Annotated in this window: 22 protein-coding genes and 1 other RNA gene; 8 read left to right on the forward strand and 15 right to left on the reverse strand. The window is 64.4% G+C overall.

Annotated features, from left to right (window positions below):
• The first annotated feature begins 77 nt into the window (after positions 1-77).
• Complete coding sequence (recN, locus tag QM707_RS06335; protein WP_415001014.1) at positions 78-1,748, forward strand: DNA repair protein RecN; 1,671 nt, start codon at positions 78-80, stop codon at positions 1,746-1,748.
• A 6-nt stretch (positions 1,749-1,754) separates the two neighbouring features.
• Here the strand turns inward: recN and fur are convergent, their stop codons facing one another.
• Positions 1,755-2,162: a ferric iron uptake transcriptional regulator gene (gene fur, locus QM707_RS06340; protein WP_415001015.1), complete on the reverse strand. Its 408-nt coding sequence runs from the start codon at positions 2,160-2,162 to the stop codon at positions 1,755-1,757.
• A gap of 91 nt (positions 2,163-2,253) precedes the next feature.
• On the opposite strand from fur, the gene QM707_RS06345 reads away from it, so the two are divergent.
• Entirely contained in the window at positions 2,254-2,640 is a 387-nt protein-coding gene (locus QM707_RS06345) for an outer membrane protein assembly factor BamE (protein WP_415001815.1), read from the forward strand.
• 9 nt (positions 2,641-2,649) lie between these two features.
• Here the strand turns inward: QM707_RS06345 and QM707_RS06350 are convergent, their stop codons facing one another.
• Together QM707_RS06350 and QM707_RS06355 are read right to left on the reverse strand one after the other, a co-directional pair.
• Positions 2,650-2,955 carry an RnfH family protein gene (locus QM707_RS06350; protein ID WP_415001016.1) on the reverse strand — a complete coding sequence of 102 codons (306 nt, stop codon included), beginning with the start codon at positions 2,953-2,955 and terminating at the stop codon, positions 2,650-2,652.
• Positions 2,945-3,376 carry a type II toxin-antitoxin system RatA family toxin gene (locus QM707_RS06355; RefSeq protein WP_415001017.1) on the reverse strand — a complete coding sequence of 144 codons (432 nt, stop codon included), beginning with the start codon at positions 3,374-3,376 and terminating at the stop codon, positions 2,945-2,947. The genes QM707_RS06350 and QM707_RS06355 overlap by 11 nt, the downstream gene beginning before the upstream one ends.
• A gap of 67 nt (positions 3,377-3,443) precedes the next feature.
• On the opposite strand from QM707_RS06355, the gene smpB reads away from it, so the two are divergent.
• The 3 genes from smpB (at position 3,444) to QM707_RS06370 (ending at position 4,986) form a co-directional block, all read left to right on the forward strand.
• Positions 3,444-3,941, forward strand: a complete 498-nt coding sequence (smpB, locus tag QM707_RS06360) for an SsrA-binding protein SmpB (RefSeq protein WP_415001018.1) — start codon at positions 3,444-3,446, stop codon at positions 3,939-3,941.
• A 244-nt stretch (positions 3,942-4,185) separates the two neighbouring features.
• Positions 4,186-4,539: a transfer-messenger RNA gene (gene ssrA, locus QM707_RS06365) on the forward strand.
• Between the two features lie 174 nt (positions 4,540-4,713).
• Positions 4,714-4,986, forward strand: coding sequence for a hypothetical protein (locus QM707_RS06370; protein WP_415001019.1), 273 nt, complete (start codon positions 4,714-4,716; stop codon positions 4,984-4,986).
• A 39-nt stretch (positions 4,987-5,025) separates the two neighbouring features.
• Here the strand turns inward: QM707_RS06370 and QM707_RS06375 are convergent, their stop codons facing one another.
• The 8 genes from QM707_RS06375 to QM707_RS06410 form a co-directional block, all read right to left on the reverse strand.
• A complete protein-coding gene (locus QM707_RS06375) occupies positions 5,026-6,387 on the reverse strand; it encodes an NAD-dependent succinate-semialdehyde dehydrogenase (protein WP_415001020.1) in 1,362 nt (453 codons plus the stop codon).
• Between the two features lie 7 nt (positions 6,388-6,394).
• Positions 6,395-7,234 (reverse strand): ABC transporter permease subunit, encoded by an 840-nt coding sequence (locus tag QM707_RS06380; RefSeq protein ID WP_415001021.1) that lies wholly within the window; start codon positions 7,232-7,234, stop codon positions 6,395-6,397.
• Positions 7,231-8,139, reverse strand: coding sequence for an ABC transporter permease subunit (locus QM707_RS06385; protein ID WP_415001816.1), 909 nt, complete (start codon positions 8,137-8,139; stop codon positions 7,231-7,233). Before QM707_RS06385 ends, QM707_RS06380 begins: the two co-directional genes overlap by 4 nt.
• Positions 8,140-8,141: 2 nt before the next feature.
• Complete coding sequence (locus tag QM707_RS06390; RefSeq protein ID WP_415001022.1) at positions 8,142-9,275, reverse strand: ABC transporter ATP-binding protein; 1,134 nt, start codon at positions 9,273-9,275, stop codon at positions 8,142-8,144.
• Positions 9,276-9,367: 92 nt separating this feature from the next.
• Entirely contained in the window at positions 9,368-10,501 is a 1,134-nt protein-coding gene (locus tag QM707_RS06395) for a polyamine ABC transporter substrate-binding protein (RefSeq protein ID WP_415001023.1), read from the reverse strand.
• 83 nt (positions 10,502-10,584) lie between these two features.
• Complete coding sequence (locus QM707_RS06400; protein ID WP_415001024.1) at positions 10,585-11,949, reverse strand: aspartate aminotransferase family protein; 1,365 nt, start codon at positions 11,947-11,949, stop codon at positions 10,585-10,587.
• A 32-nt stretch (positions 11,950-11,981) separates the two neighbouring features.
• Positions 11,982-13,361: a glutamine synthetase family protein gene (locus QM707_RS06405; protein ID WP_415001025.1), complete on the reverse strand. Its 1,380-nt coding sequence runs from the start codon at positions 13,359-13,361 to the stop codon at positions 11,982-11,984.
• On the reverse strand, positions 13,354-14,133 hold the full coding sequence (locus QM707_RS06410; RefSeq protein ID WP_415001026.1) for a gamma-glutamyl-gamma-aminobutyrate hydrolase family protein: 780 nt from the start codon (positions 14,131-14,133) through the stop codon (positions 13,354-13,356). Before QM707_RS06410 ends, QM707_RS06405 begins: the two co-directional genes overlap by 8 nt.
• Positions 14,134-14,358: 225 nt before the next feature.
• On the opposite strand from QM707_RS06410, the gene QM707_RS06415 reads away from it, so the two are divergent.
• Together QM707_RS06415 and QM707_RS06420 are read left to right on the forward strand one after the other, a co-directional pair.
• A complete protein-coding gene (locus tag QM707_RS06415) occupies positions 14,359-15,726 on the forward strand; it encodes a glutamine synthetase family protein (protein WP_415001027.1) in 1,368 nt (455 codons plus the stop codon).
• Between the two features lie 23 nt (positions 15,727-15,749).
• The gene (locus tag QM707_RS06420; RefSeq protein ID WP_415001028.1) at positions 15,750-17,033 is read left to right on the forward strand and encodes an NAD(P)/FAD-dependent oxidoreductase; all 1,284 of its coding nucleotides are present in this window, start codon (positions 15,750-15,752) and stop codon (positions 17,031-17,033) included.
• Positions 17,034-17,042: 9 nt separating this feature from the next.
• Here QM707_RS06420 and QM707_RS06425 read toward each other — a convergent pair whose 3' ends face one another.
• Complete coding sequence (locus QM707_RS06425) at positions 17,043-17,348, reverse strand: MmcQ/YjbR family DNA-binding protein (protein ID WP_415001029.1); 306 nt, start codon at positions 17,346-17,348, stop codon at positions 17,043-17,045.
• Positions 17,349-17,696, reverse strand: a complete 348-nt coding sequence (locus QM707_RS06430; protein ID WP_415001030.1) for a GFA family protein — start codon at positions 17,694-17,696, stop codon at positions 17,349-17,351.
• Positions 17,697-17,781: 85 nt separating this feature from the next.
• Here QM707_RS06430 and QM707_RS06435 point away from each other — a divergent pair, with 85 nt between their 5' ends.
• Positions 17,782-18,624 carry a DMT family transporter gene (locus QM707_RS06435; RefSeq protein ID WP_415001031.1) on the forward strand — a complete coding sequence of 281 codons (843 nt, stop codon included), beginning with the start codon at positions 17,782-17,784 and terminating at the stop codon, positions 18,622-18,624.
• Here the strand turns inward: QM707_RS06435 and QM707_RS06440 are convergent.
• Positions 18,610-19,677, reverse strand: coding sequence for a hypothetical protein (locus QM707_RS06440; protein ID WP_415001032.1), 1,068 nt, complete (start codon positions 19,675-19,677; stop codon positions 18,610-18,612). The two genes, QM707_RS06435 and QM707_RS06440, sit on opposite strands and share 15 nt — an antisense overlap.
• 273 nt (positions 19,678-19,950) lie before the next feature.
• Positions 19,951-20,871, reverse strand: a complete 921-nt coding sequence (gene dksA / locus QM707_RS06445) for an RNA polymerase-binding protein DksA (protein ID WP_415001033.1) — start codon at positions 20,869-20,871, stop codon at positions 19,951-19,953.
• Between the last annotated feature and the right edge of the window lie 95 nt (positions 20,872-20,966).

The raw sequence follows: 20,966 nt of genomic DNA on the forward strand, positions 1-20,966 counted from the left end.
CTCGTACGGCGATTTCGCAAACCGGAACCGATTTCCACTGAACGAAAGTCGGACGGTTTCAGGCAGAATTGCGCCCCATGCTCACGCACCTCACGATCAAGGACTTCGCCGTCGTCAGCGCGGTCGAACTGACGCTGGACAAGGGCCTGACCGTGGTTTCCGGCGAGACCGGCGCGGGCAAGTCCCTGATGGTGGATGCCCTGCTCTGGCTTACCGGCGCCCGCGCCGATGCCGGCGTGGTGCGACATGGCGCCGATCGCGCCGAGCTTTGCGCCGAATTCGGCCTGCACGATGCGCCCGAAGCGGCCGCTTGGCTGAGCGAGAACGAACTCGACGAGGACGGCCACTGCCAGCTGCGACGAGTCATCCGCGCCGACGGCGGTTCGCGCGCCTGGATCAACGGCCGTCCGGCCACCCTGGCGCAGGTCTCGACCCTGGGCGCCATGCTTGTCGAAATCCACGGGCAGCACGAGCACCAGGCCCTGCTGGAAAGACCGCAGCAGCTGGCCATCCTGGACGCCTTCGGCGATCACGCCGCCGAACTCGAGCACGTACGCTCGCTGGCTTCGCAGTGGTCCGGCATCGAACGCCAATTGCAGGAGCTTTCGCGCACAGGCGACGTCGGCGACCGCGTCGATTGGCTGGAGCATCAGCTGAAGGAACTTTCGCACGAGTCGCTCGACCCGGCCGGCATCGAGGACTTGCTGCAGGCGCATCGCCGACAAGCCAACGCTTCCGGCCTGTTGACCGCCTACGACGATGCGCTGGCGCGCCTGGCGGGGGACGAAGGACTGCCCCTGACGAAGGGCCTGCGCCAGGTGAGCCACGAACTCGGCCGGCATGTCGACGACGAGCCGCGTCTGGCCGAGGCGCTGTCGATGCTCGAGTCGGCTGGAATACAGTTGAACGAAGTCGTGCATGCGATCGAACGCCTGCGCGACGGAATCGATCTCGATCCGGGCGCGTTCCAGTCGCTCGAACAACGCTTGGCGCGACTGCACGACCTGTCGCGCAAGCATCGCGTGGCGCTACCGGAGCTCGATGCGCGCCGCGGTTCGCTGCAGACCGAACTGGAGCAGCTGCGCGGCGCCGACGAGCGTTGCTCGGGCCTGCGGACCGAACGCGAGCAGGTCGCCGCGCACTGGCGGGAAGCGGCGGCGCGGCTACGGGAACGACGCATCGTGGCGGCCGAACGCTTGGGAGGCGCGGTGACGAATCTGATGGGCGAACTCGGCATGCCGGGCGGGCGTTTCGCCGTCGCGCTCGTCGCCAACGACCTGCCATCGCCCCATGCCCTGGGCGGCGAGCGTTGCGAATTCCAGGTTTCGGCGAACGCGGGGCAACCGCCGAGGCCACTGCGCAAGGTCGCGTCTGGCGGCGAACTGGCGCGCATCTCGCTCGCCATCGAGGTCGCGGCGTTGGGCATGGACAGCGTGCCGACGATGATCTTCGACGAGGTCGACAGCGGCATCGGCGGCGCGGTGGCGGAGACCGTCGGCCGCAAGCTGCGCACGCTCGGGGGCAACCGCCAGGTGCTTTGCGTGACCCATCTGCCCCAGGTCGCCGCGCAGGGCCACCGCCACTTGCGCGTCAGCAAGTCGGTCAAGGGCGAGACCACGCACAGCGCAGTGCAGGTCCTCGACGACCAGGGGCGGATCGAGGAGCTGGCCCGCATGCTGGGCGGGCGCGACGTCGGCGAGGCGTCGCGCGCCAACGCCAGGCAGATGCTGGTGCAGGCGCAGGACTAGATCGGCTTATTTCTTTTTCTTGGGCCGCACGTAGAGCACCAGGCTGTGCTCTTCGATGACGAAACCGTGCTTGTCGGCGATCTGCTTTTGCAGGGCTTCGATTTCCGGGCTGGTGAACTCGATGACGTTCCCGCTTTCCATGTCGACCATGTGGTCGTGGTGCTGGCCGCGATCGAGCTCGTAGACGGCGTGCCCGCCTTCGAAGTTGTGCTTGAGCACCAGGCCCGCTGCCTCGAACTGGGTGAGCACGCGATAGACGGTGGCCAGGCCGATGTCGTCGCCGTTGTCCAGCAGGCGCCGATAGATATCCTCGGCCGTCAAATGCCGCTCGCCCGAGTTCTCGAGCAGTTCGAGGATCCGGATGCGGGGGTGGGTGACCTTCAGGCCGACCTTGCGCAGGTCCTGGGATTCCATGAATTTCGCGCTCCCTTGCAACTTGTCCGGCCGACGGCGGTCGGAGCTTGGTGTATTATCGCCCGGCTACCCACTCTTGACCATGCACCCAATGCGCAAGGTTTTCCTGCTGACTCTCGCCGTGGCCCTGACGGCCGGCTGCAATGTCATCTACCGCCAGCCCGTGTACCAGGGCGTGCTGATCGAACAGAAGAACGTCGAGCAGCTGAAGGAGGGCATGACGCGCCAGCAGGTGCTGTCCCTGCTCGGCTCGCCGTCGGTCGCCGATCCGTTCCACCAGTCCCGCTGGGACTATGTGGCAACCGAGCGCTACAAGCGCAACCCCACCGAGGTCAAATCCATGTCGGTGTGGTTCGAGAACGACGCGCTGAGCAAGTGGGAAGGCGAGTATTTCCCCGAGCACAACGAAGCGCTTCGCGAGCAAGCCCGGAAGTTCGGCAACCTGCCGAGGCAGAAGGACAAGGACAAGCGCCGCTGATATCCGGATCTAGCGGCGCGGCCCGGTCGCTGCACGCGATCGCCGCGCCTGTTTCGGATCGGCCTGCAACGGGCGCAGGATCTCGATGCGGTCGCCATCGCGCAAGGCATCCGTCGGCGTCACGGGCCGTCCGAACACGGCCAGCAACCCACGATCGATGACGGCCCCCGGGACGCGTTGTCCGAGCTCAGCCGCCAGCAACGCATGCTCGACGACGGCCCCCGCCGGAAGCTCCAACGTCCAGGACCAGGCGCGCTCCGGTACCGCGTAGACGACATCCACCCGGATCGTTTCACCGGTCCGCTCAGTCGTCACTGCGGTCGGCCTCGCGACAGAAGTCGTCGACCAGGCGATCCGCCAGCCCCTGAAAACCCAAGGCCAGCGCCGACCCCACCAATTTGCCCGCGACCTCGAAGTCGAGGCTGAGACTGACCTTGCAGGCGTCTTCGGCCAGGGTATGGAAAACCCATTCGCCGGCCAGTTTCCTGAAAGGGCCTTCTTCCAGGCTGAGCGCGATCCTGTTCGGTGGCGACAAGGCGTTTCGCGTGGTGAATGCCGCACGCAGCCCGGCGATGCGCAACTCCAGCCGGGCGAGCATGTGTTCGTCCGACTGCTCGATCACTTGCGCACCCTCGCACCAGGCGAAACGCCGCGGATAGGCCGCCACGTCGTTCACCAGCCCGTACATCCGGGCAGCGGAATGCCTCACCAGCGCGTGTCGATGGATACTCGTCATGGGTCCCGTTCCGCGGGTTTTCCCCGTCCCGACCGCGCATGGGCGACAATGGGCGCAAGGAAGGAACATGTCCAAGAAGAAAGAAGACAAGAATAGCGCAGCGACCGGCAAGACGATCGCCTTGAACAAGAGCGCGCGGCACGAGTACCACCTCGAGTCCCGTTACGAAGCCGGCATCGCCCTGCAGGGCTGGGAGCTCAAGGCCATCCGCGCCGGCCGCATGAACATGGGCGACGCCTACGCGCTGGTGAAGGAAGGCGAGCTCTTCCTGTTCGGCGCGCAGATCACCCCACTGATCCAGGCATCCACCCACGTCGTCGCGGACGATCGGCGTACGCGCAAGCTGCTGATGCATCGGCACGAGATCGACAAGCTCGTCGGCAAGGTCGAGCGCGACGGCTACGCGCTGATCCCGACCGCGTGCTACTGGAGCCGTAACAAGGTCAAGCTCGAACTCGCGCTGGCCAAGGGCAAGCAGGCGCACGACAAGCGACAGGCCAGCAAGGATCGCGACTGGCAGCGCGAGCAGCAGCGCGTGATGCGCCGGCACAACAAGGACGCCTAGTTCTTCGGCATTCGCCGAAGAACTACCCACGATTCGCCAAGCGAATCGCGGGCCCCTGGCTCATCTCTTCCGATCCCCCACGCCTTCGGCGCGCCGCCTTATCAGGGGGCTGGGGCAATGGAGAGGTGCGTTGACTGGAACTTGCGCGACCAACGCCGGCTGAAGAGGCCGGTGACGAGACTTGTGACCTCCGATCCCAGTCCCCATAATTGTCGCGTCGGTTGCTTCACGATTTCCGTTTACCGGGGGTGTCCTGGCTTCGACGGGGGTTGCAAAGTCGACTGGCGCATGCCGAGGGGGCAGCTTTCCTCGTTAATCCAGCGGCAAAAACTCAGACGCCAACGACGACGTCTACGCTCTCGCCGCTTAAGGCGTAAGCCCCGAACCCACTTGTGCCTGTGCTCGTGGATGTAGGGTCATTATCACGGGATGGTTTCCGGCGGCGACCCGTCAACCGGAGACGAGATAAAGCGGGTATGTCCGACGGTGTGCTTCGCACGTTGTGTTGCCGGCGGCCGAGAACGAACAACGGGCTAAGCATGTAGTGCCGGAGATGGCGCGCTTTCGGACGGGGGTTCAACTCCCCCCACCTCCACCATACGAGGGTCTTCGGACCCAAGTGCGAAAAACCCCGCTCAGGCGGGGTTTTTTGTTGTCCGGATCGTGCAATTCGCGCGGCAGCCGTTGCATGTCTGCGCGCGTTTGCCGGTGGCGGAATGCCAGCGTATAAGTGGGCTGCGCAACGGGGATTCGCCATAGGGGGTGGCTCCCGATGATCAGGTTCGTCGAGCACGACTTGCCCGAAGGCTGGAAGACGCTCGTCATGGCAGGCGACGAGACGCTGGGCCAGATTCGACTGATGCCTTCGTACGACTACGCGTTCTTCCCTAGCGCCAGCGGCAGCCCCGATCCCGAGTTCTCCAATCCGGATCTCGCGGAACTGAAACGCACCATCGGAGAGGCTTATCGCACTGCGGCGTACGAGAGCAATCCGCGGACGACGGGCGCCCTGATCGCGGCTTTGCACAAGAAGCCGAACAGCTGAGCCCGGGCGGTTCGGAGCCGTCCGCCAAGGGCAAGCCTGTCAATCGACGTAGATCGTCTTGATGTTCATGAACTCGTGGATGCCGTGTTCGGCGAGCTCGCGGCCGAATCCGGACGATTTCGTGCCGCCGAACGGCAGGCGCACGTCGCTGCGTACCAACGCGTTGACGAAGCAAGCGCCGGCCCGCAATCGCCTGGCAACACCTTCGCCGCGCGCCTTGTCGCGCGTCCAGACGCTCGCACCCAGGCCGAAGACGGTGTCGTTGGCAACACGGACCGCCTCGGCTTCGTCCTTCACCCGGATCACACTGGCGACCGGACCGAACAATTCCTCGTCATAAGCCGGCATGCCGGGCGCCACGCGATCGAGGATGGACGCCGGGTAATGCGAGGCGCCCTGCCCCGGAGCGCAGCCCAGCAAGGGCTTCGCACCCGCCTCGATGCTGCGCTGCACCTGGGCGTGCAGTTCTTCGCGCAGGTCGGCGCGCACCATCGGCGCTAGGTTCGTGCCGTCCGCATTCGGGTCGCCGATCTGCAACTCCGATGCCGCCTCGACGAAACGCCGGACGAATTCATCGGCGATGCCTGCAGTCACGATGAAACGCTTGGCGGCGATGCAGGTCTGGCCGGCATTGGCGAAGCGAGAGCTGATCGCCACCGGGACGGTCTTGTCGAGATCGGCATCATCCAGCACGACGAAGGGATCGCTACCGCCGAGCTCCATGACGCACTTCTTCAGGTGCTGCCCGGCCGTGGACGCTACCGAGCGCCCGGCCCGCTCGCTGCCGGTCAACGTCACCGCATGCACGCGCGGATCGGCGATCACCTTGGCGGCCATGTCGTTGCCGATGTGCAGCACGCCGAAAACGCCCTCCGGCACGCCCGCGAGCACCAGCATCTCGGCGATCGCGTCGGCGCACCGCGGCACATTGGTCGCGTGCTTGAGCAGTGCGACATTGCCGGCCATCAGGGCCGGCGCCAGGAAGCGGAAGACCTGCCAGACGGGGAAATTCCACGGCATCACCGCGAATACGCAGCCGAGCGGTTCGTACGAGACATAGCTGCGCGTCGCCTCGGTCGGAATGGCCTGGTCGCGCAGGTAGTCGCCGGCATGCGCCGCGTAGTAATCGCAGGCCGCGGCGGATTTTTCGATCTCCGCCAGGGCCTCGCGGCGAAGCTTGCCCATCTCCGCCGTCATGATCGCCGCGATACGCTCGCGATGCTGCCGCATCGCCGCCGCGATACGACGGACGAATACAGCCCGCTCGTCCAGAGACAACGCCGACCAGGCCGGGAATGCGGCATGGGCATGGGCCAGTGCGGACTCGACGGATTCGGCGCCCTGATAGTCGTAGCGGTACTCGACCTCGCCGCTCCAGGGGTTGATCACTTCCACGCTCATCGCGCTCTCATCCCTGCTGCAACGCCAGTTGCATGTCGCGCTGTCGCTTCTTGTCTTCGCGCTGCATCCACCACCAGCCGGTCACCGCCACGAGGGAGACGACCACAACCATGATGGTCGCAAGCGCATTGATCTCCGGATTCAGTCCCCGCCGCACCGACGAGAACACCATGATCGGCAACGTGGTGGAACCCGGTCCGGACACGAAACTGGCGATGACCACATCGTCCAGCGACAGCGTGAAGGCCAGCAACCAGCCTGATACCAGCGCCGGCGAAATGATCGGCAACGTGATCAGGAAGAAGACCTTCAGGCGATTCGCGCCGAGATCCATGGCGGCCTCTTCCAGCGACTTGTCCAGTTCGGCCATGCGCGACGAGATGACCACGGTCACGAAGGCCAGGGTGAAGGTCACGTGCGCGATCCAGATGGACAGCACGCCCTTGGGCTCCATGCCGACCAGGTCGCCGACCGATACGAACAGCAGCAGCATGGACAGGCCGAGTATGACCTCGGGCATGACCAAAGGCGCGGTGATCAGCGCGCCGAACATGGTCTTGGTCGGAAACCGATGCATGCGCGTCATGACCAGGGCCGCCATGGTGCCGAGCGCCACCGCGCCGGTGGAGGTCCAGAAAGCGACCTTCAGGCTGAGCCAGGCCGCGCGAAGCATCTGCTCGTTCTCGAACAGTTCGCCGTACCACTTAAAGGAAAAGCCGGACCAGACCGTCGCCAGCTTGCTCTCGTTGAACGAGTACACCATCAGGATGAGGATGGGCACGTAGAGGAAGGCGAACCCGAAGCCGAGCACGAGCCAGCTCGCCCAGTGGCGGCGGAACCCGCTCATGCCAACCTCCCTTCCATCTCGCGTTGTTGCACGCGGTTGAAGATCAGGATGGGAACCAGTAGCAGGAGCAGCATCGTGATCGCCACCGCGGAGGCGCGCGGCCAGTCGGTCGCGGCGGTGAAATCGTTGACCAGCTGCCGGCCGATCATCAGCGTGTCGGGACCGCCGAGCATCTCCGGAATGACGTACTCGCCCACCGCCGGGATCATGACCAGCATGCAGCCGGCAATGATGCCGGCTTTCGACAGCGGCAGCGTGATGCGCAGGAAAGCCTGCCAGGGCTTGGCGCCGAGATCGTACGCGGCTTCGAGCAGCCGCGAATCGTGCTTCATCAGGTTGGTGTACAGCGGCAGGATCATGAACGGCAGGTAGCAGTAGACGATGCCGATGTACGCCGCAGTGGGCGTGTACAGGATCTTCAGCGGTTCGTCGATGATGCCGATCTTGATCAGCAGGTTGTTGACCAGCCCGTTGTTTTTGAGGATGCCGACCCAGGCGTAGACGCGGATCAGGAAGGACGTCCACGACGGAAGCACGACCAGCATCAGGGCGATGTTGCGGGTGGCGGGCGACAGTCGCGTGATCGCATACGCCATCGGGTAGGCGATCAGGAGGCAAAGCAGGGTCGAGACGGCGGCGATCCACAAGGAGCTGCCATAGGCCTGCACGTACAGCGAATCGGTGACCAGCGCGACGTAGTGGCTCAGGTTGAGCTTCATCGTCACCGCGCTCTCGACGTATTCGAGGATCGGCGTGTACGGCGGCGACCGACCCTGATCGCGCATGGAGAAGGAAATGCGCAGGACGATCAGGAACGGAATCGCGAAAAACACCAGCATCCACACGTAGGGCACCGAAATCACGCCCCAACGCGGACCGGGGAGCAGCTTCCTGAGCGCCTTCATGTTCATGAGGTCAGCACCACGCCGGCGTTGTCGCCCCAGGACACCCAGACCTCGTCGCCCCAGGTCATGCCTTCGCTGGCCCAGCGTTGCTGGTTGGCGAAGTTCGACATGAAACGAAATCCGCTGGCGAGGCGCACGTGGAAGACAGAGTGGCTACCGAAATACGCGATGTCCTCGATCTTGCCGCGCGCCTTGTTGTACTGCTGCGCCGGCTCGTCCTTGCTGATGATCACCTTCTCCGGGCGCACGCCGAAGGCGACTTCCTGGCCCTCGAAGCCGGAGATGCCATGGCCGACGTAAATGGCTTTTTCCAGCGAAGGCGAGACGATGGTGACGTAATCCGCGTGATCCTGGTCGATACGACCTTCGAGCATGTTCACAGAACCGATGAACTCGGCGGCGAAACGGCTGGTGGGCGATTCGTAGATTTCGTCCGGTGTGCCGACCTGGCGGATGCGACCGGTTTCCATCAATGCGATGCGCGTGGCCATCGTCATCGCTTCTTCCTGGTCGTGCGTCACCATCACGCAGGTCACGCCGGACGTCTCGATGATGTTGACCAGTTCGAGCTGCATCTGGTTACGCAGCTTCTTGTCCAACGCACCCATCGGCTCGTCGAGCAGCAGCAGTTTCGGCCCCTTCGCCAGCGAACGGGCCAGCGCCACGCGTTGCTGCTGGCCGCCCGACAACTGGTGCGGCTTGCGCCGTGCCAGCTTGGTCAGCTGGGTCAGGCTCAGCATTTCGGCGACGCGGTCGGCGATCTGGGCCTTGGCCATGCCACCCTGTTTAAGGCCGAACGCGACGTTCTGTTCGACCGTCATGTGCGGGAACAACGCGTACGACTGGAACATCATGTTGATCGGTCGCTCGTACGGCGGCAGATCGTTCATGATCTGGCCGTCGAGGAAGATCTTGCCCGAGGTCGGTTTTTCGAAACCGCCCAGGCATCGCAGCAGGGTGGACTTGCCGCAGCCGGAACCGCCAAGCAAGGCGAAGATTTCGCCTTTTCGTATGGTCAGGTTGGTGTCGTCGACGGCGACGAAACTGTCGAACTCCTTGCGCACGTCGACGATTCGCAGGTAATCCGAATCCTTCGCCGGGTCTTTCGCCGCAAGCGCCTGTTCCGCAACTGCCATGGCCAATCCTCGCCCAGATTCCGGTTCGCGCAGGGCCGGTGCGGCCGCCGCGGTAGACACGGGGCGGACGAACCGTCCGCCCCGCGATCGCACTACTTGCCCGTCTTGAGTTCCGTCCAGATCCGGGTGTACTGCTCGTTCACCGCCGGCGGAATGATCGCGAAGGTGAAGAGTTTCGCCTCGACTTCCGGCGGCGGATAGATGGTCGGATCGCCGGTCACTTCCTTGTTCATCAATTCCTTCGCTTTCGGGATGGCGTTCGGATAGTTGATGAAGTTGGAGTTGTTGGCCATTACCTGCGGATCGAGCAGGTAGTTGATGTAGGCATACGCCTCGTCCGGATGTTTGGCGTCCTTCGGGATCGCCAGCATGTCGAACCACTGTGGCGCGCCTTCCTTCGGGATCGAATAGGCGATCTTGACGCCGTTGCCGGATTCCTCGGCGCGATCGCGGGCGATGATCACGTCGCCGGACCAGCCGACCACCAGGCAGGTGTCGCCATTGGCGAGCCCGTCGATGTACTGCGAGGAATGGAAGTTGGTGATGTAGGGACGAATCTTCTTCAGCAGGACGGCGGCCTTGTCGATCACGGCCGGATCGGTGCTGTTCGGGTCCTCGCCCAGGTAGTTCAGCGTGATCGGGATGAGCTCGCTCGGCGTATCGAGGAAGGTCACGCCGCAATCCTTGAGCTTGGCGATGTTCTCGGGCTTGAACACCAGGTCCAGGCTCTGGGTGACCTCGGTATTGCCGAAGGCCTTCATCACCTTGTCGACGTTGTAGCCGATGCCGGTCGTGCCCCACATATAGGGGATCGCGTACTTGTTGCCGGGGTCCTGGCTTTCCAGGCGCTGCATCAGCACCGGATCGAGGTTGGCGTAGTTCGGTATTTTGCCCTTGTCCAGCGGCAGGAAGACGCCGGCCTGGATCTGCCGGCCGAGGAAGTTCATCGTCGGCACGACCACGTCGTAACCGCTGGAGCCGGCGAGCAGCTTGGTCTCGAGCGTCTCGTTGGAATCGAAGACGTCGTAGGTGACCTTGATGCCGGTCGCCTTCTCGAAGTTGTCGTTGGTGTCCTCGGCGATGTAGTCGGACCAGTTGTAGACGTTGACGATCCTGTCGCCGCCGCCCTTCTTGCCGTCCCCGGCCTTGCCGTCGCCTCCGTCCTTGCCTCCGCAGGCAGCCAGCAGGCTGGCGGCGATCATTGTTCCCAGGATTCGCAGCTTCATCGCTTCCTCCACATGGCCCGATGGGCGTCTTGTTTGGTTGTACGCGACGATCCAACGCCGCGTTTTCCTTCCCCTGCCTTTCCCTACCTGCCCAACGCCGCTGCGGTTTCGTTCAGCGACTTCCAGGCCTTCTCGAACAGTTCATCCACCTGTTCCCTGCTCAGGACCAGGGGCGGCGACAGCAACATCGAATCATTGGTGGCGCGAAGGATCAGGCCGTTCCGCAGGGCGATGTCCCGGCAGATTACACCCACCTTGCCGCGTTCGTCGAAGAAACGCCGCTCCGGCTTGGCCGGCACGAGTTCCAGGGCGCCGACCATGCCGGCGATGCGCGCCTCGCCCACGAGCGCATGTTCGCCCAGTTCCTTCCAGCGCTGCGCCAGATAGTGCCCGATGTCGTCGCGACACCGATCGACGATGCGTTCTTCCTCGAGGATGCGAATGTTCTCCAGCGCCACCGCCGTGCACACCGGATGCCCGGAGTACGTATAGCCGTGCGCCAACTCGCCGCCGCGTTCGGCCAGCACCTTCGCCACGCGATCGTTGAACATCACCGCACCCAGCGGGATGTAGCCGGACGTGATGCCCTTGGCGAGGGTCATGATGTCCGGCTGGAAACCGAAGTACTGCGAAGCGAACCATTCGCCGGTGCGGCCGAAACCGCAGATGACCTCGTCCGCCACCAGCAATACGTCGTACTTCCGGCAGATCTTCTCGATTTCCTGCCAGTAGTTCTTCGGCGGGATGTATACGCCGATGGCGCCCATGATCGGCTCGCCGATGAAGGCCGCCACGCGATCGGGACCGAGTTCGAGGATCTTGTCCTCCAACCGCTTGGCGCAAACCCGACCGTATTCCTCTTCGCCCATGTCGCCGCCATCGGCGAACCAGAACGGCGGATCGATGTGATGGATGTCGGGAATCGGCAACCCGCCCTGCTTGTGCATGCCCTTCATGCCGCCGAGGCTGGCGCCGGCCATGGTCGAGCCGTGATAACCGTTGTTGCGACCGATGAAGATGTTCTTCTGCGGGCGGTCCTGCACGGCCCAGAAATGCCGGACCATGCGCAGGATGGTGTCGTTGGCCTCGGAGCCCGAATTGGAGAAGAAAGCGTGGTTCAGATCTCCGGGCGTCAGCTCGGCCAACTTGCCGGCCAAGCGGATCGTCGGCTCGGTCGTGCACATGAAGAAGCTGTTGTAGTAGGCAAGCTGCTCCATCTGCCGGGCGGCGACCGCCCCCAGCTCCTTGCGACCGTAACCGATGTTGACGCACCAGAGCCCGGCGAACGCGTCCAGCAGTTTGTTGCCTTCGGCGTCCCAGACATAGCAACCCTCGCCGCGCGTCAGGATGCGCGTGCCGCGCTTGGCCAACGCGGCGTTGTCGTTGAACGGGTGCAGGTGGTGGGCGGCGTCGAGCTGTTGCAGTTCGCGGGTCTGACTCTGGTCCATGGTTTCTCCGGGTAAGGGTCCGCGCGCCAACTTCAGACGTTGAGCAGCAGGAATTCGCGTTCCCACGAGCTGATGACGCGGAAATAGGTCTGGTATTCCTTCTGCTTGACCGCGATGAAAGCCTCGACGAAGCGCGTGCCGAGCAACTCGCGCAACGGCCGGCAGGCGGCGAGCAACTGCAACGACTCTTCCAGCGAGCGCGGTAGCTCGTAACCGGCTTCGGCGGCGCTTCCCGAGAACGGTTCGGTGGGTGTCAGCTTTTCGCGGATGCCGAGATAGCCGCAGGCCAGCGTCGCCGCCATCGCCAGGTAGGGGTTGGCGTCGGAACCGGCGAAGCGGCTTTCGACGCGCGTGTTGTCCAGCGAATCGACCGGCACACGGAAACCGCAGGTTCGGTTGTCGTACCCCCACTGCACGTTCTTCGGCGACACCTCGCCGAACGCGAGTCGACGATACGAGTTCACGTTGGGCGCGAAGATCGACATCGCCATCGGCACGTACTTCTGCAGGCCGGCGAGATAGTGCTGGAACAGCTTGCTGTGCTCGCCGTCCTTGCGGCCGGCGAAGAGGTTCTTCTTGCCGCTCTCGTCCACCATACTCTGGTGGATATGCATCGAGCTGCCCGGCTCGTTCTCCATCGGCTTGGCCAGGAAGGTGGCGTAGACGCCATGGCGCAGCGCCGCTTCGCGCATCGTGCGCTTGAACAGGAAAACCTGGTCGGCGCGCGACATGGGGTCGTCGTGGATGAAGTTGACCTCAAGCTGCGCCGCGCCGGATTCGTGCACCAGGGTGTCGACGTCGAGCTCCATCGCATCGCAGTAGTCGTACATCAGGTCGAGGATCGGGTCGAACTCGTTCACCGCATCGATCGAGTAGCTCTGCCGCGCCGTCTCCGGGCGACCGGAACGGCCCGCCGGCGGCTGCAGCGGAAAATCCGGGTCGGTGTTCTTCTGCACCAGGAAGAACTCGAGCTCGGGCGCGACGATCGGTCGCATGCCGAGTTCTTCGTACAAGGCCAGCACGCGCCTGAGCACGTTGCGCGGCGCCAGGTCGTGCGGTTTGCCGTCGCGAGTGAAGCAGTCGTGGATCACCTGCGCGGTGGAATCGGCCGCCCAGGGCACCATGCGCACGGTCTCCGGCGCCGGGCGAAGATACATGTCCGAATCGGTGGGCTGCACCAGTTCGTAATATTCGTCGGGATAGTCGCCGGTCACCGTCGTGACGAAGATGCCTTCGGGCAGTCGCGTACCGTAGTCGTGCGAGAATTTCGCCGCGGGAATGATCTTGCCGCGCGCATTGCCGGTGAAATCCGGCACCAGGCATTCGACCTCGGTGATGCGGCGCTCTTTCAGCCAGCGCAACAGCTTGTTTTCGCCCGGCGCCGGTTGCGCGGCGTTCTTTTTCCTAGCCATGGATCTCCGTCTCCTGTTGCTGGCGCTGGGCGGCGCGGGCGCGGCAGGCAGCGGCGAAGGCCTGGAAGATGCCGAGATAGAAGCGGTTCTCCCGAACCTTCCACTCCGGATGCCATTGCACCGCAAGCAGGAACGAACGATCCGAGTCCAGCGCCACGGCCTCGACCAGCCCATCGGGCGCCGTGGCCTCGATGCGCAGGCTGCGGCCGAGCGTGCGTATGCCCTGCCCATGCAACGAATTCACGTCCGCCTGTTCGCTGCCGGCGATCCGGGCCAGCAGGCCGCCGGGCGTCAGTCTTACCGGGTGCGCGATGCCGTACTGCTCGTCGAGCGGCGCGTCGAGGTCTTCGCGATGATCGTCGTAACCGTCCACTTCATGCACCTTCTGGTGCAAGGTTCCGCCCAACGCGACGTTGACTTCCTGGAGGCCGCGACAGACCGCGAGCACCGGCACGCGCATCTCGATGGCGAGCGGAACCAGCGGCAAGGTCGTGGCATCGCGCGCCGGATCGTGCAGGTTGCCGGCATAACTCGGTTCGATGCCGTAATGGTGCGGCTCGATATTGCTGTAAGCGCCGGTCAGCAGCAGGCCATCGAGGCGCGACAACATGTCGCGCAGGTCCAACGATGGCGTCAATGAGGGAATGAGCACGGGCACCGCGCCGGCGCCGTCCACGACCGCGCGTATGTATTTCTCGCCCACCACTTGGAAGGGGTGGTGCCCGATCTGCTTGCGGTCGGAGGGCAATCCGACAAGCGGGGCTGAGGGCATGCGCGACTCGGCGTCTGGGGGTCCTGAGACGTTACCCCGGCCGTTTTATTTTATCAACATGAAGCGATGCGCATGCCTGCAAAATCTTCTGCTGCCCTGCAGCAAACGGCCGAAAACAGCGTGCTGCCAAGCAGAGCCCAGGCACACCGCCATCACCGCTGTTGAAGATTCTTTACAATCCAGGCGATCTGCTAGACTCGCGCCAGCTCTTACGGATGCTTGGCCATGAAGTCCAATCTTCTGCCGGACGACGACGCTGCCGAACTGCAGCAGATCGCCGGCTGCGAAATGATCGACCTGCTGCTGCCGGACATGAATGGCCTGCTGCGCGGCAAGCGCATCACCCGCGATGCGCTGGAAAAGGTCTACGCCAACGGCGTCTGCCTGCCGATGTCGCTGATCGCGACCGACATCACCGGCAACACGGTCGAAGAGACCGGGCTCGGCTACGACATCGGCGACGAGGACCGCATCTGCCGGCCGGTGCCGGGCACTTTGAAAATCGTCCCCTGGCAGTCGCGTCCCATGGCCCAGGTGCTGTTGTCGATGGAAGACGGCAAGGGCGGCATGTTCGCGGCCAACCCGCGAGAGGTCCTGCGCCGGGTCGTCGAACGATTCGCCGAGAAGGGCCTGACGCCGGTGGTCGCGGTGGAACTGGAGTTCTACCTGCTCGATGCCCAACTCGATACCAGCGGGCACCCGCTGACATCGATCAACCCCTCCACCGGCGAGCGCAACAAGACCACGCAGGTCTATTACATGGAAGACCTGAACGATTATCAGGCTTTCACCGACGCCGTCACCGAGGCCTGCCGCGCCCAGCACATCCCGGCCGATACGGCCGTGGCGGAATACGCGCCGGGCCAGTTCGAGATCAACCTCAAGCACCGCAAGGACGCTCTGCTCGCTTGCGACGACGCGATTCTCCTCAAGCGCGCCATCAAGGCCATCGCGAGCGACCAGGGTCTGCTGGCCAGCTTCATGGCCAAGCCCTTCGTCGATCAGGCCGGCAGCGGCATGCATGTGCACGTCAGTGTGCTGGACAAGGACGGCAACAACCTCTTCGCGTGTACGCCGGAACGGCCCAACGATGCGCTGCGCCATGCCGTCGCGGGACTACAGGCCGCGTCGACGGACTGCATGCTGGTGTTCGCGCCGCATGCCAACAGCTATCGGCGCTTCGTCCTGAACGCCTTCGTTCCCCTGAACGATTGCTGGGGATTCAACAACCGCACCGTCGCGATGCGCATCCCGCACAGCGACGAGGCCAACACCCGCATCGAACATCGCATCGCCGGCGCCGACGCCAACCCCTATCTGGTCACCGCCGCGGTTCTGGCCGGCATCCTGCAAGGCCTCGAGACCAAGGCCGATCCGGGACCGCCGGTGGTCGGCAATGCCTACGAACAGACCGAAACGCGCGAACTGTTCTGGCGCGATACGATCCGCGACTTCATGGCCAGCGATTTCGTCGCCAAGAATTTCGGCAGCGACTTCCGCCATATCTACGGCCAGCAGAAGCTGAAGGAAATGCGCAGCTTCTACCGCGAAGTGACCACACTCGAGATCGACTGGTACCTGCGCCAGGTCTGAGCCTGCGCGGCGCCGTTCACCGCATGAGCCAGACTCCGAACACGGCCCGCACCTACTACGAAGCATCGACCGACGCCCTGCCGGCGCTGCCCGCGTTGCAGGGTGGGCTGCATGTCGATGTCTGCATTCTCGGCGCCGGCTTGACAGGCCTGTCTGCTGCGATCGAACTCGCTCGCGCGGGCATGAAGGTCGTGGTGCTCGAGTCCGCGCGCGTCGGCAGCGGCGCCTCCGGGCGTAGCGGCGGCCAGGCGATTTTCGGCTTCGGTTGCGACCAGTCGAAGATCTCTTCGATGATCGGCCACGAGGATTCGCGGCGCCTTTTCGACTGGTCGCTCGAAGGCATGAGCCTGATCCATGCGCGTTGTCGCGAGTTCGGCATCGACTGCGACTGGCGCGATGGCCACACCCACGTGCCTATCAAGCCGCGCCAGGTCGAGGAACTGAAAGCCTGGCAGGCCGATCTGGCCGAGAACTACGGCTACCGGACGCAATGGTGGGACCGCGATACGCTGCGCGCGCAACTGGCCAGCGAACGCTACCTCGGCGCGTTGTACGACCCGGCCAGCGGTCACCTGCATCCCTTGAAGTACACGCTGGGACTGGCGCGGGCGGCGCAGTCGCTGGGGGTCCGCATTTTCGAAGCATCGAAGGTCACGAAACTGCAGCGCGGGGCCAAGCCCGTCTTGCGAACAGAACAGGGCCATGTGCAATGCGAATTCGCCGTACTCGCCGGCAATGCCTACGTGCATGGCATCGCTCCCGAGCTCGACAGTCGCATCATGCCGGTCGGTACCTATATCGGCGCGACAGAACCGCTGGGCGAGGCGCGTGCGCGGCAGCTGATCGCCAACGGCATGGCAGTCGCCGACGTGAACTGGGCACTGGACTACTTCCGCCTGAGCCGCGACCACCGACTGCTCTTCGGCGGGCGCGCAAGCTACTCCACCCTGCCGCCACCGAACCTGCGCAGCACGATGACGCGACGCATGACGCGGGTGTTCCCGCAACTGGCCGGGCTGCGCTTCGAGTACGTCTGGGGCGGCTATGTCGACATCAGCCTGAACCGGGCGCCGCATTGGGGGCGCCTCGGCAACAACATCTACTTCGCCCAAGGATTCTCAGGACATGGCGTCGCGGCGACGGGCCTGGCCGGAAGGGTCATCGCCGAAGCGATCCGCGGTCAATCCGCGCGCCTCGACGCGTTCGCGCGCATTCCGCACCTGCCTTTCCCTGGCGGTCGGCTGCTGCGCACGCCGATGCTGGTCGCGGCCATGGCCTGGTACAAGCTGCGCGATGCGATGTGGTGAACCGTTCTCCTAGCCCGACTTGATGGCCCAGGCCTGCTTCAGCAGGCCTTGCACCATCGCGGCCGGCGCCTGCGCGAGTCGGACGCTGACGCCCACCGCCTTCTGCCCCCAGTGAAGCTTTTCCAGCACTTGCGGATGCAATGCCAGCGCCTGTTCGCGCGCTTCCTCCGGCAGGAAGATGTTCATCGTCGCGCCATCGGGCATCAAGGTGGCGAATATCCGGCCCTTTACCCGGAACGAAGCCGCCTTGAAATGCGGAGACTCCTCGACACCGATGAGCGCGAGCGCCGCCTGCCTGGCGCCAGCGGCGTCCATTCAGATCGCACGGCCGTCGTAGTGCTGCACCGGCACGGCGTCGAGCTCGACATCTTCCAGGCAACGGATGTTCACCGCCGCGATGCGGTTGCCCTTCGGATCGGTACCCTCGCCGAAGACGTGGATGCCGCAGGCCTGGCAGAACCGGTGCTGGATGACATGCTTGTTGAAGGTGTAGGTCGCGACATCGGATTCCGGCGTGCGCAGCCGCAACTGGTCGCGCCCGACGAACCACAGCAGCGAACCGCGGCGCTGGCACATGGAACAGTTGCAGGCCATCGCGCCAGCGATCTCGCCTTCCACATCGAAGGCGATCTTGCCGCAGTGGCAACTTCCCTGGTACTTCATGCCTTATGCTCCGCGCTGCCCGGGATATCACCGAAGCATAACTCCCGAAACGCCGCAGGAACAACGCCGTGAGCCGAGCCAGATGATGCCGATTCCGCTGCGAATCCAGCTCGCCACGCTGGCGGCGATGATCGCCTTCGCAGCCAATTCGTTGTTGTGCCGGCTGGCACTGCGCGAGACGCCGATCGATCCCGCCAGCTTCACCGGCATCCGACTCGCGGCAGGGGCCCTTGCCCTTTGGCTGCTGATGCGCCCCTGGCGGCGGCCCGCTATCGGTGGCTCGTGGCGCACGGCTTTCGCCCTGTTCGCCTATGCCGCCGCCTTCTCCTACGCGTATCGCCACCTGTCCGCGGGCACGGGCGCCCTGCTGTTGTTCGGTGCCGTGCAGCTGACGATGTTCGCCGGCGCATGGCGAGGCGGCGAACGGATTTCGCGCGCGCAAGCGACAGGCGTGATGGTCGCGTTCATCGGCCTGCTGGCGCTGGTACTTCCGGGAATCGACGCGCCGCCGGTGTCCGGCGCACTGCTGATGACGCTCGCCGGCATCGCCTGGGGCATGTATTCGCTTTGGGGACGCGGCGTTCCGGATCCCATGTCGGCGACCGCAGGCAATTTCCTGCGCTGCTTGCCGATCGTCGTCGTCCTGTGCGCGGCGACCGCCTCGTCGGCGAACTACGATGCCACCGGAGCGACGTACGCGATCGTGTCGGGCGCGATCGCATCCGGCGTTGGCTACGCGATCTGGTACACGGCGTTACGTGGCTTGTCGGCGAGCCAAGCGGCTTCGGTCCAGCTGAGCGTGCCGGTGATTGCCGCGATCGGCGGCGTCGCCCTACTCGGAGAAACGCCGAGCTGGCGCCTGGCGCTCGCCGGCCTTGCCGTGTTGGGCGGAATCGCGCTCGCCTTGCGGCGATCAGCGCCTGCCTGACGCGCGTCCTGCCACCTTCTCCATCGTCCAGACATCGTTGCTGTAGATGAAGCGAATCTGGCCGTTCTCGGTGATCGAGTACTTCCCGCCAGTCATCCAGAGCTTGCCGTCGAATACCCAGGCGGCCGCCCCGCCGCGCGGCGTCCACGGCGCCGCTTCTTCCCGCCAATGGATGCCGTCGCGCGTAACCAGGGACGCGCGCCCGAAGCGTCCGTCGCGGTTGGCGCCGACCAGCCAGAGCTGGCCGTCGAACACGACGGGCGTCCCGCCGGAATGCTGCGGCAGCCCCTCGCCCGCCTTGCGCCAGGCGATGCCGTCGACCGATGTCCATATCTGATGTTGCGAGCGGGGATCGATCACCTTGTCGCCATCGATGACGCCGCCGCCGATCAACCACAGGCGCCCGCGAAACGCCACCAGCATCGAACCCGATCGAGGCGGCCACTCGGCCTTCTCGGCGACGCGACGCCAGTGCACGCCATCGGGCGAACTCCAGACATCATTGTGGTAGCGCTTGCCGTCGTAGCCGCCCGTCAACCAGAACTTTCCGCCGAAAAAAGCCAAGCCATAGAAAATGCGCGGCGGCAGGTTCGATCGCTCGGACAAGACTTCCCAGCGTCGGAGATCCTTGCTACGCCGGATGGTCGGGCGGAAGCGCATGTCGAGATAGTTGCCCTCGTTCATGCCGAAGGCATAGACCGCATCGCCCGAAAAAGCGTACTGCGATTCGTATACGTTGCGACGGGCGGAAGGCAACGCCTCCTTGCGCCATTGCCTGCCATCGGTGGAGCTCCAGGTTCCTTCGGCATGCAAGGCCCACATTCGCCCGCGAGCGACATGGACCGGATAGTTGTAAGCCTCCGGAAAGGTGGCCTTCGGCGTCACCTGTTTCCAGCGATAGGAAGCCTCTGCCGCTGCGGCACGACCGCCGGCCTGTCCGACGGGCGACGAAGCGAAGGCCGCTGTCGTCCAGGCGATGAGAACGACAAGCGCGATCGATCTGCCGAAACGCGGCCCCTTCCCTTCTGGATACGAGCTGGAGTTTCCAGGCATGCCATCTCCTTTCATCGCCATTGCCTACCCGTCATTGTTCACGCAGTCAGGCTTCCTCGCCGACCCGAACGTGCTGGTTGATCTGCACGCGCGAATGCTCGCCATGCACTGCCCGATCCAGTCGGGAACTCCTGTCGTACGGTAGGACTGATAGACGAGGGTTTACATGCACGACGACGGCCGGATTCCTCAGGCAGTCTCCCATGATTCGATGCAACCAAAAAAGAAAAGCCCCGCGAACGGGGCCTTTCCTGAACAGCGAAGCGGTGGGGATCAATCGCCCATCTGCTTCTGCAGATGCTCCCAACGCTCCTGCGCATCGAGCGTGCGTTCGGCGGTCAGGCGCGCCGACAGGCGCTCCAGGCCGATTTCTTCGCCGGTATCGACGCAGTAGCCATAGCTGCCGTCTTCGACGCGCTTGAGCGTGCTGTCGATCTTGTTGATCAACTTGCGGTAGCGGTCGCGCGTACGCAATTCGAGCGAATTCTCCGTTTCGCGGGTCGCGCGCTCGGCTTCGTCGCCGACATCGCGCACCTCTTCCTTGAGGTTCTCGATCGTCTGCTTGGATTCCTCGATCAGGTCCTGCTTCCAGTTCAGCAGGCGCTGGCGGAAGTACTCGAGCTGGAACGGATTCATGTACTCCTCTTTCGAGCTGGGCTTGTAGCCCGCCGGAAGAGTGACGCGAACGCGCGAGGGACCCGGCTTGACGCGCTCGGTGCGCGGCTTGCTCGGCTTGATGTAACCCGCCCTCGCGCCGGGATCGCGCGGCTTCGCGGGAACGGCAGGCGCAGGCACGGGTTTGGCTACCGTTTCCTTCGCAGGCGCGGCCTTCGGCGCCGGAGCCGGCTTGGCAGGAGCAGGCGCAGCCGCCTTGACGACCGGCTTCACGACGGGCGCCGCCTTGACCGGTACGGGCTTGGCGGGCGCCGCCTTGGCAGGCGCGGGCTTCGCGGCGACCGGCTTCGCGACGGGCTTGGCTGCCGCCTTCTTGACCGGCGCCTTGGGCGCCGGCTTCTTGGCGACAGGCTTGGAAACTTTCTTGGCAGGCTTGGCCGCGGGCTTCTTGGCGGGGGCCTTCTTGGCGGGTTTCGCGGCCGGTTTGGCCTTCACGGGCTTCTTGGCGGCCTTGGGGGCGGGCTTGGCAGCTTTCTTGACCGGCTTGGCGGCCTTCTTGACGGGTTTCTTGGTGGCCACTTCGAGAATTTCCTCTCTTTCCTTGAGGCGCAAAGGCGGCGTGTTATAGCCTAGTCCTTCATCAGCGGCAACCTTAAACCCGCTGCACAGGCCGC

The sequence above is a fragment of the Arenimonas sp. genome (genome assembly GCF_047602345.1).
Lineage (GTDB): Bacteria > Pseudomonadota > Gammaproteobacteria > Xanthomonadales > Xanthomonadaceae > Arenimonas.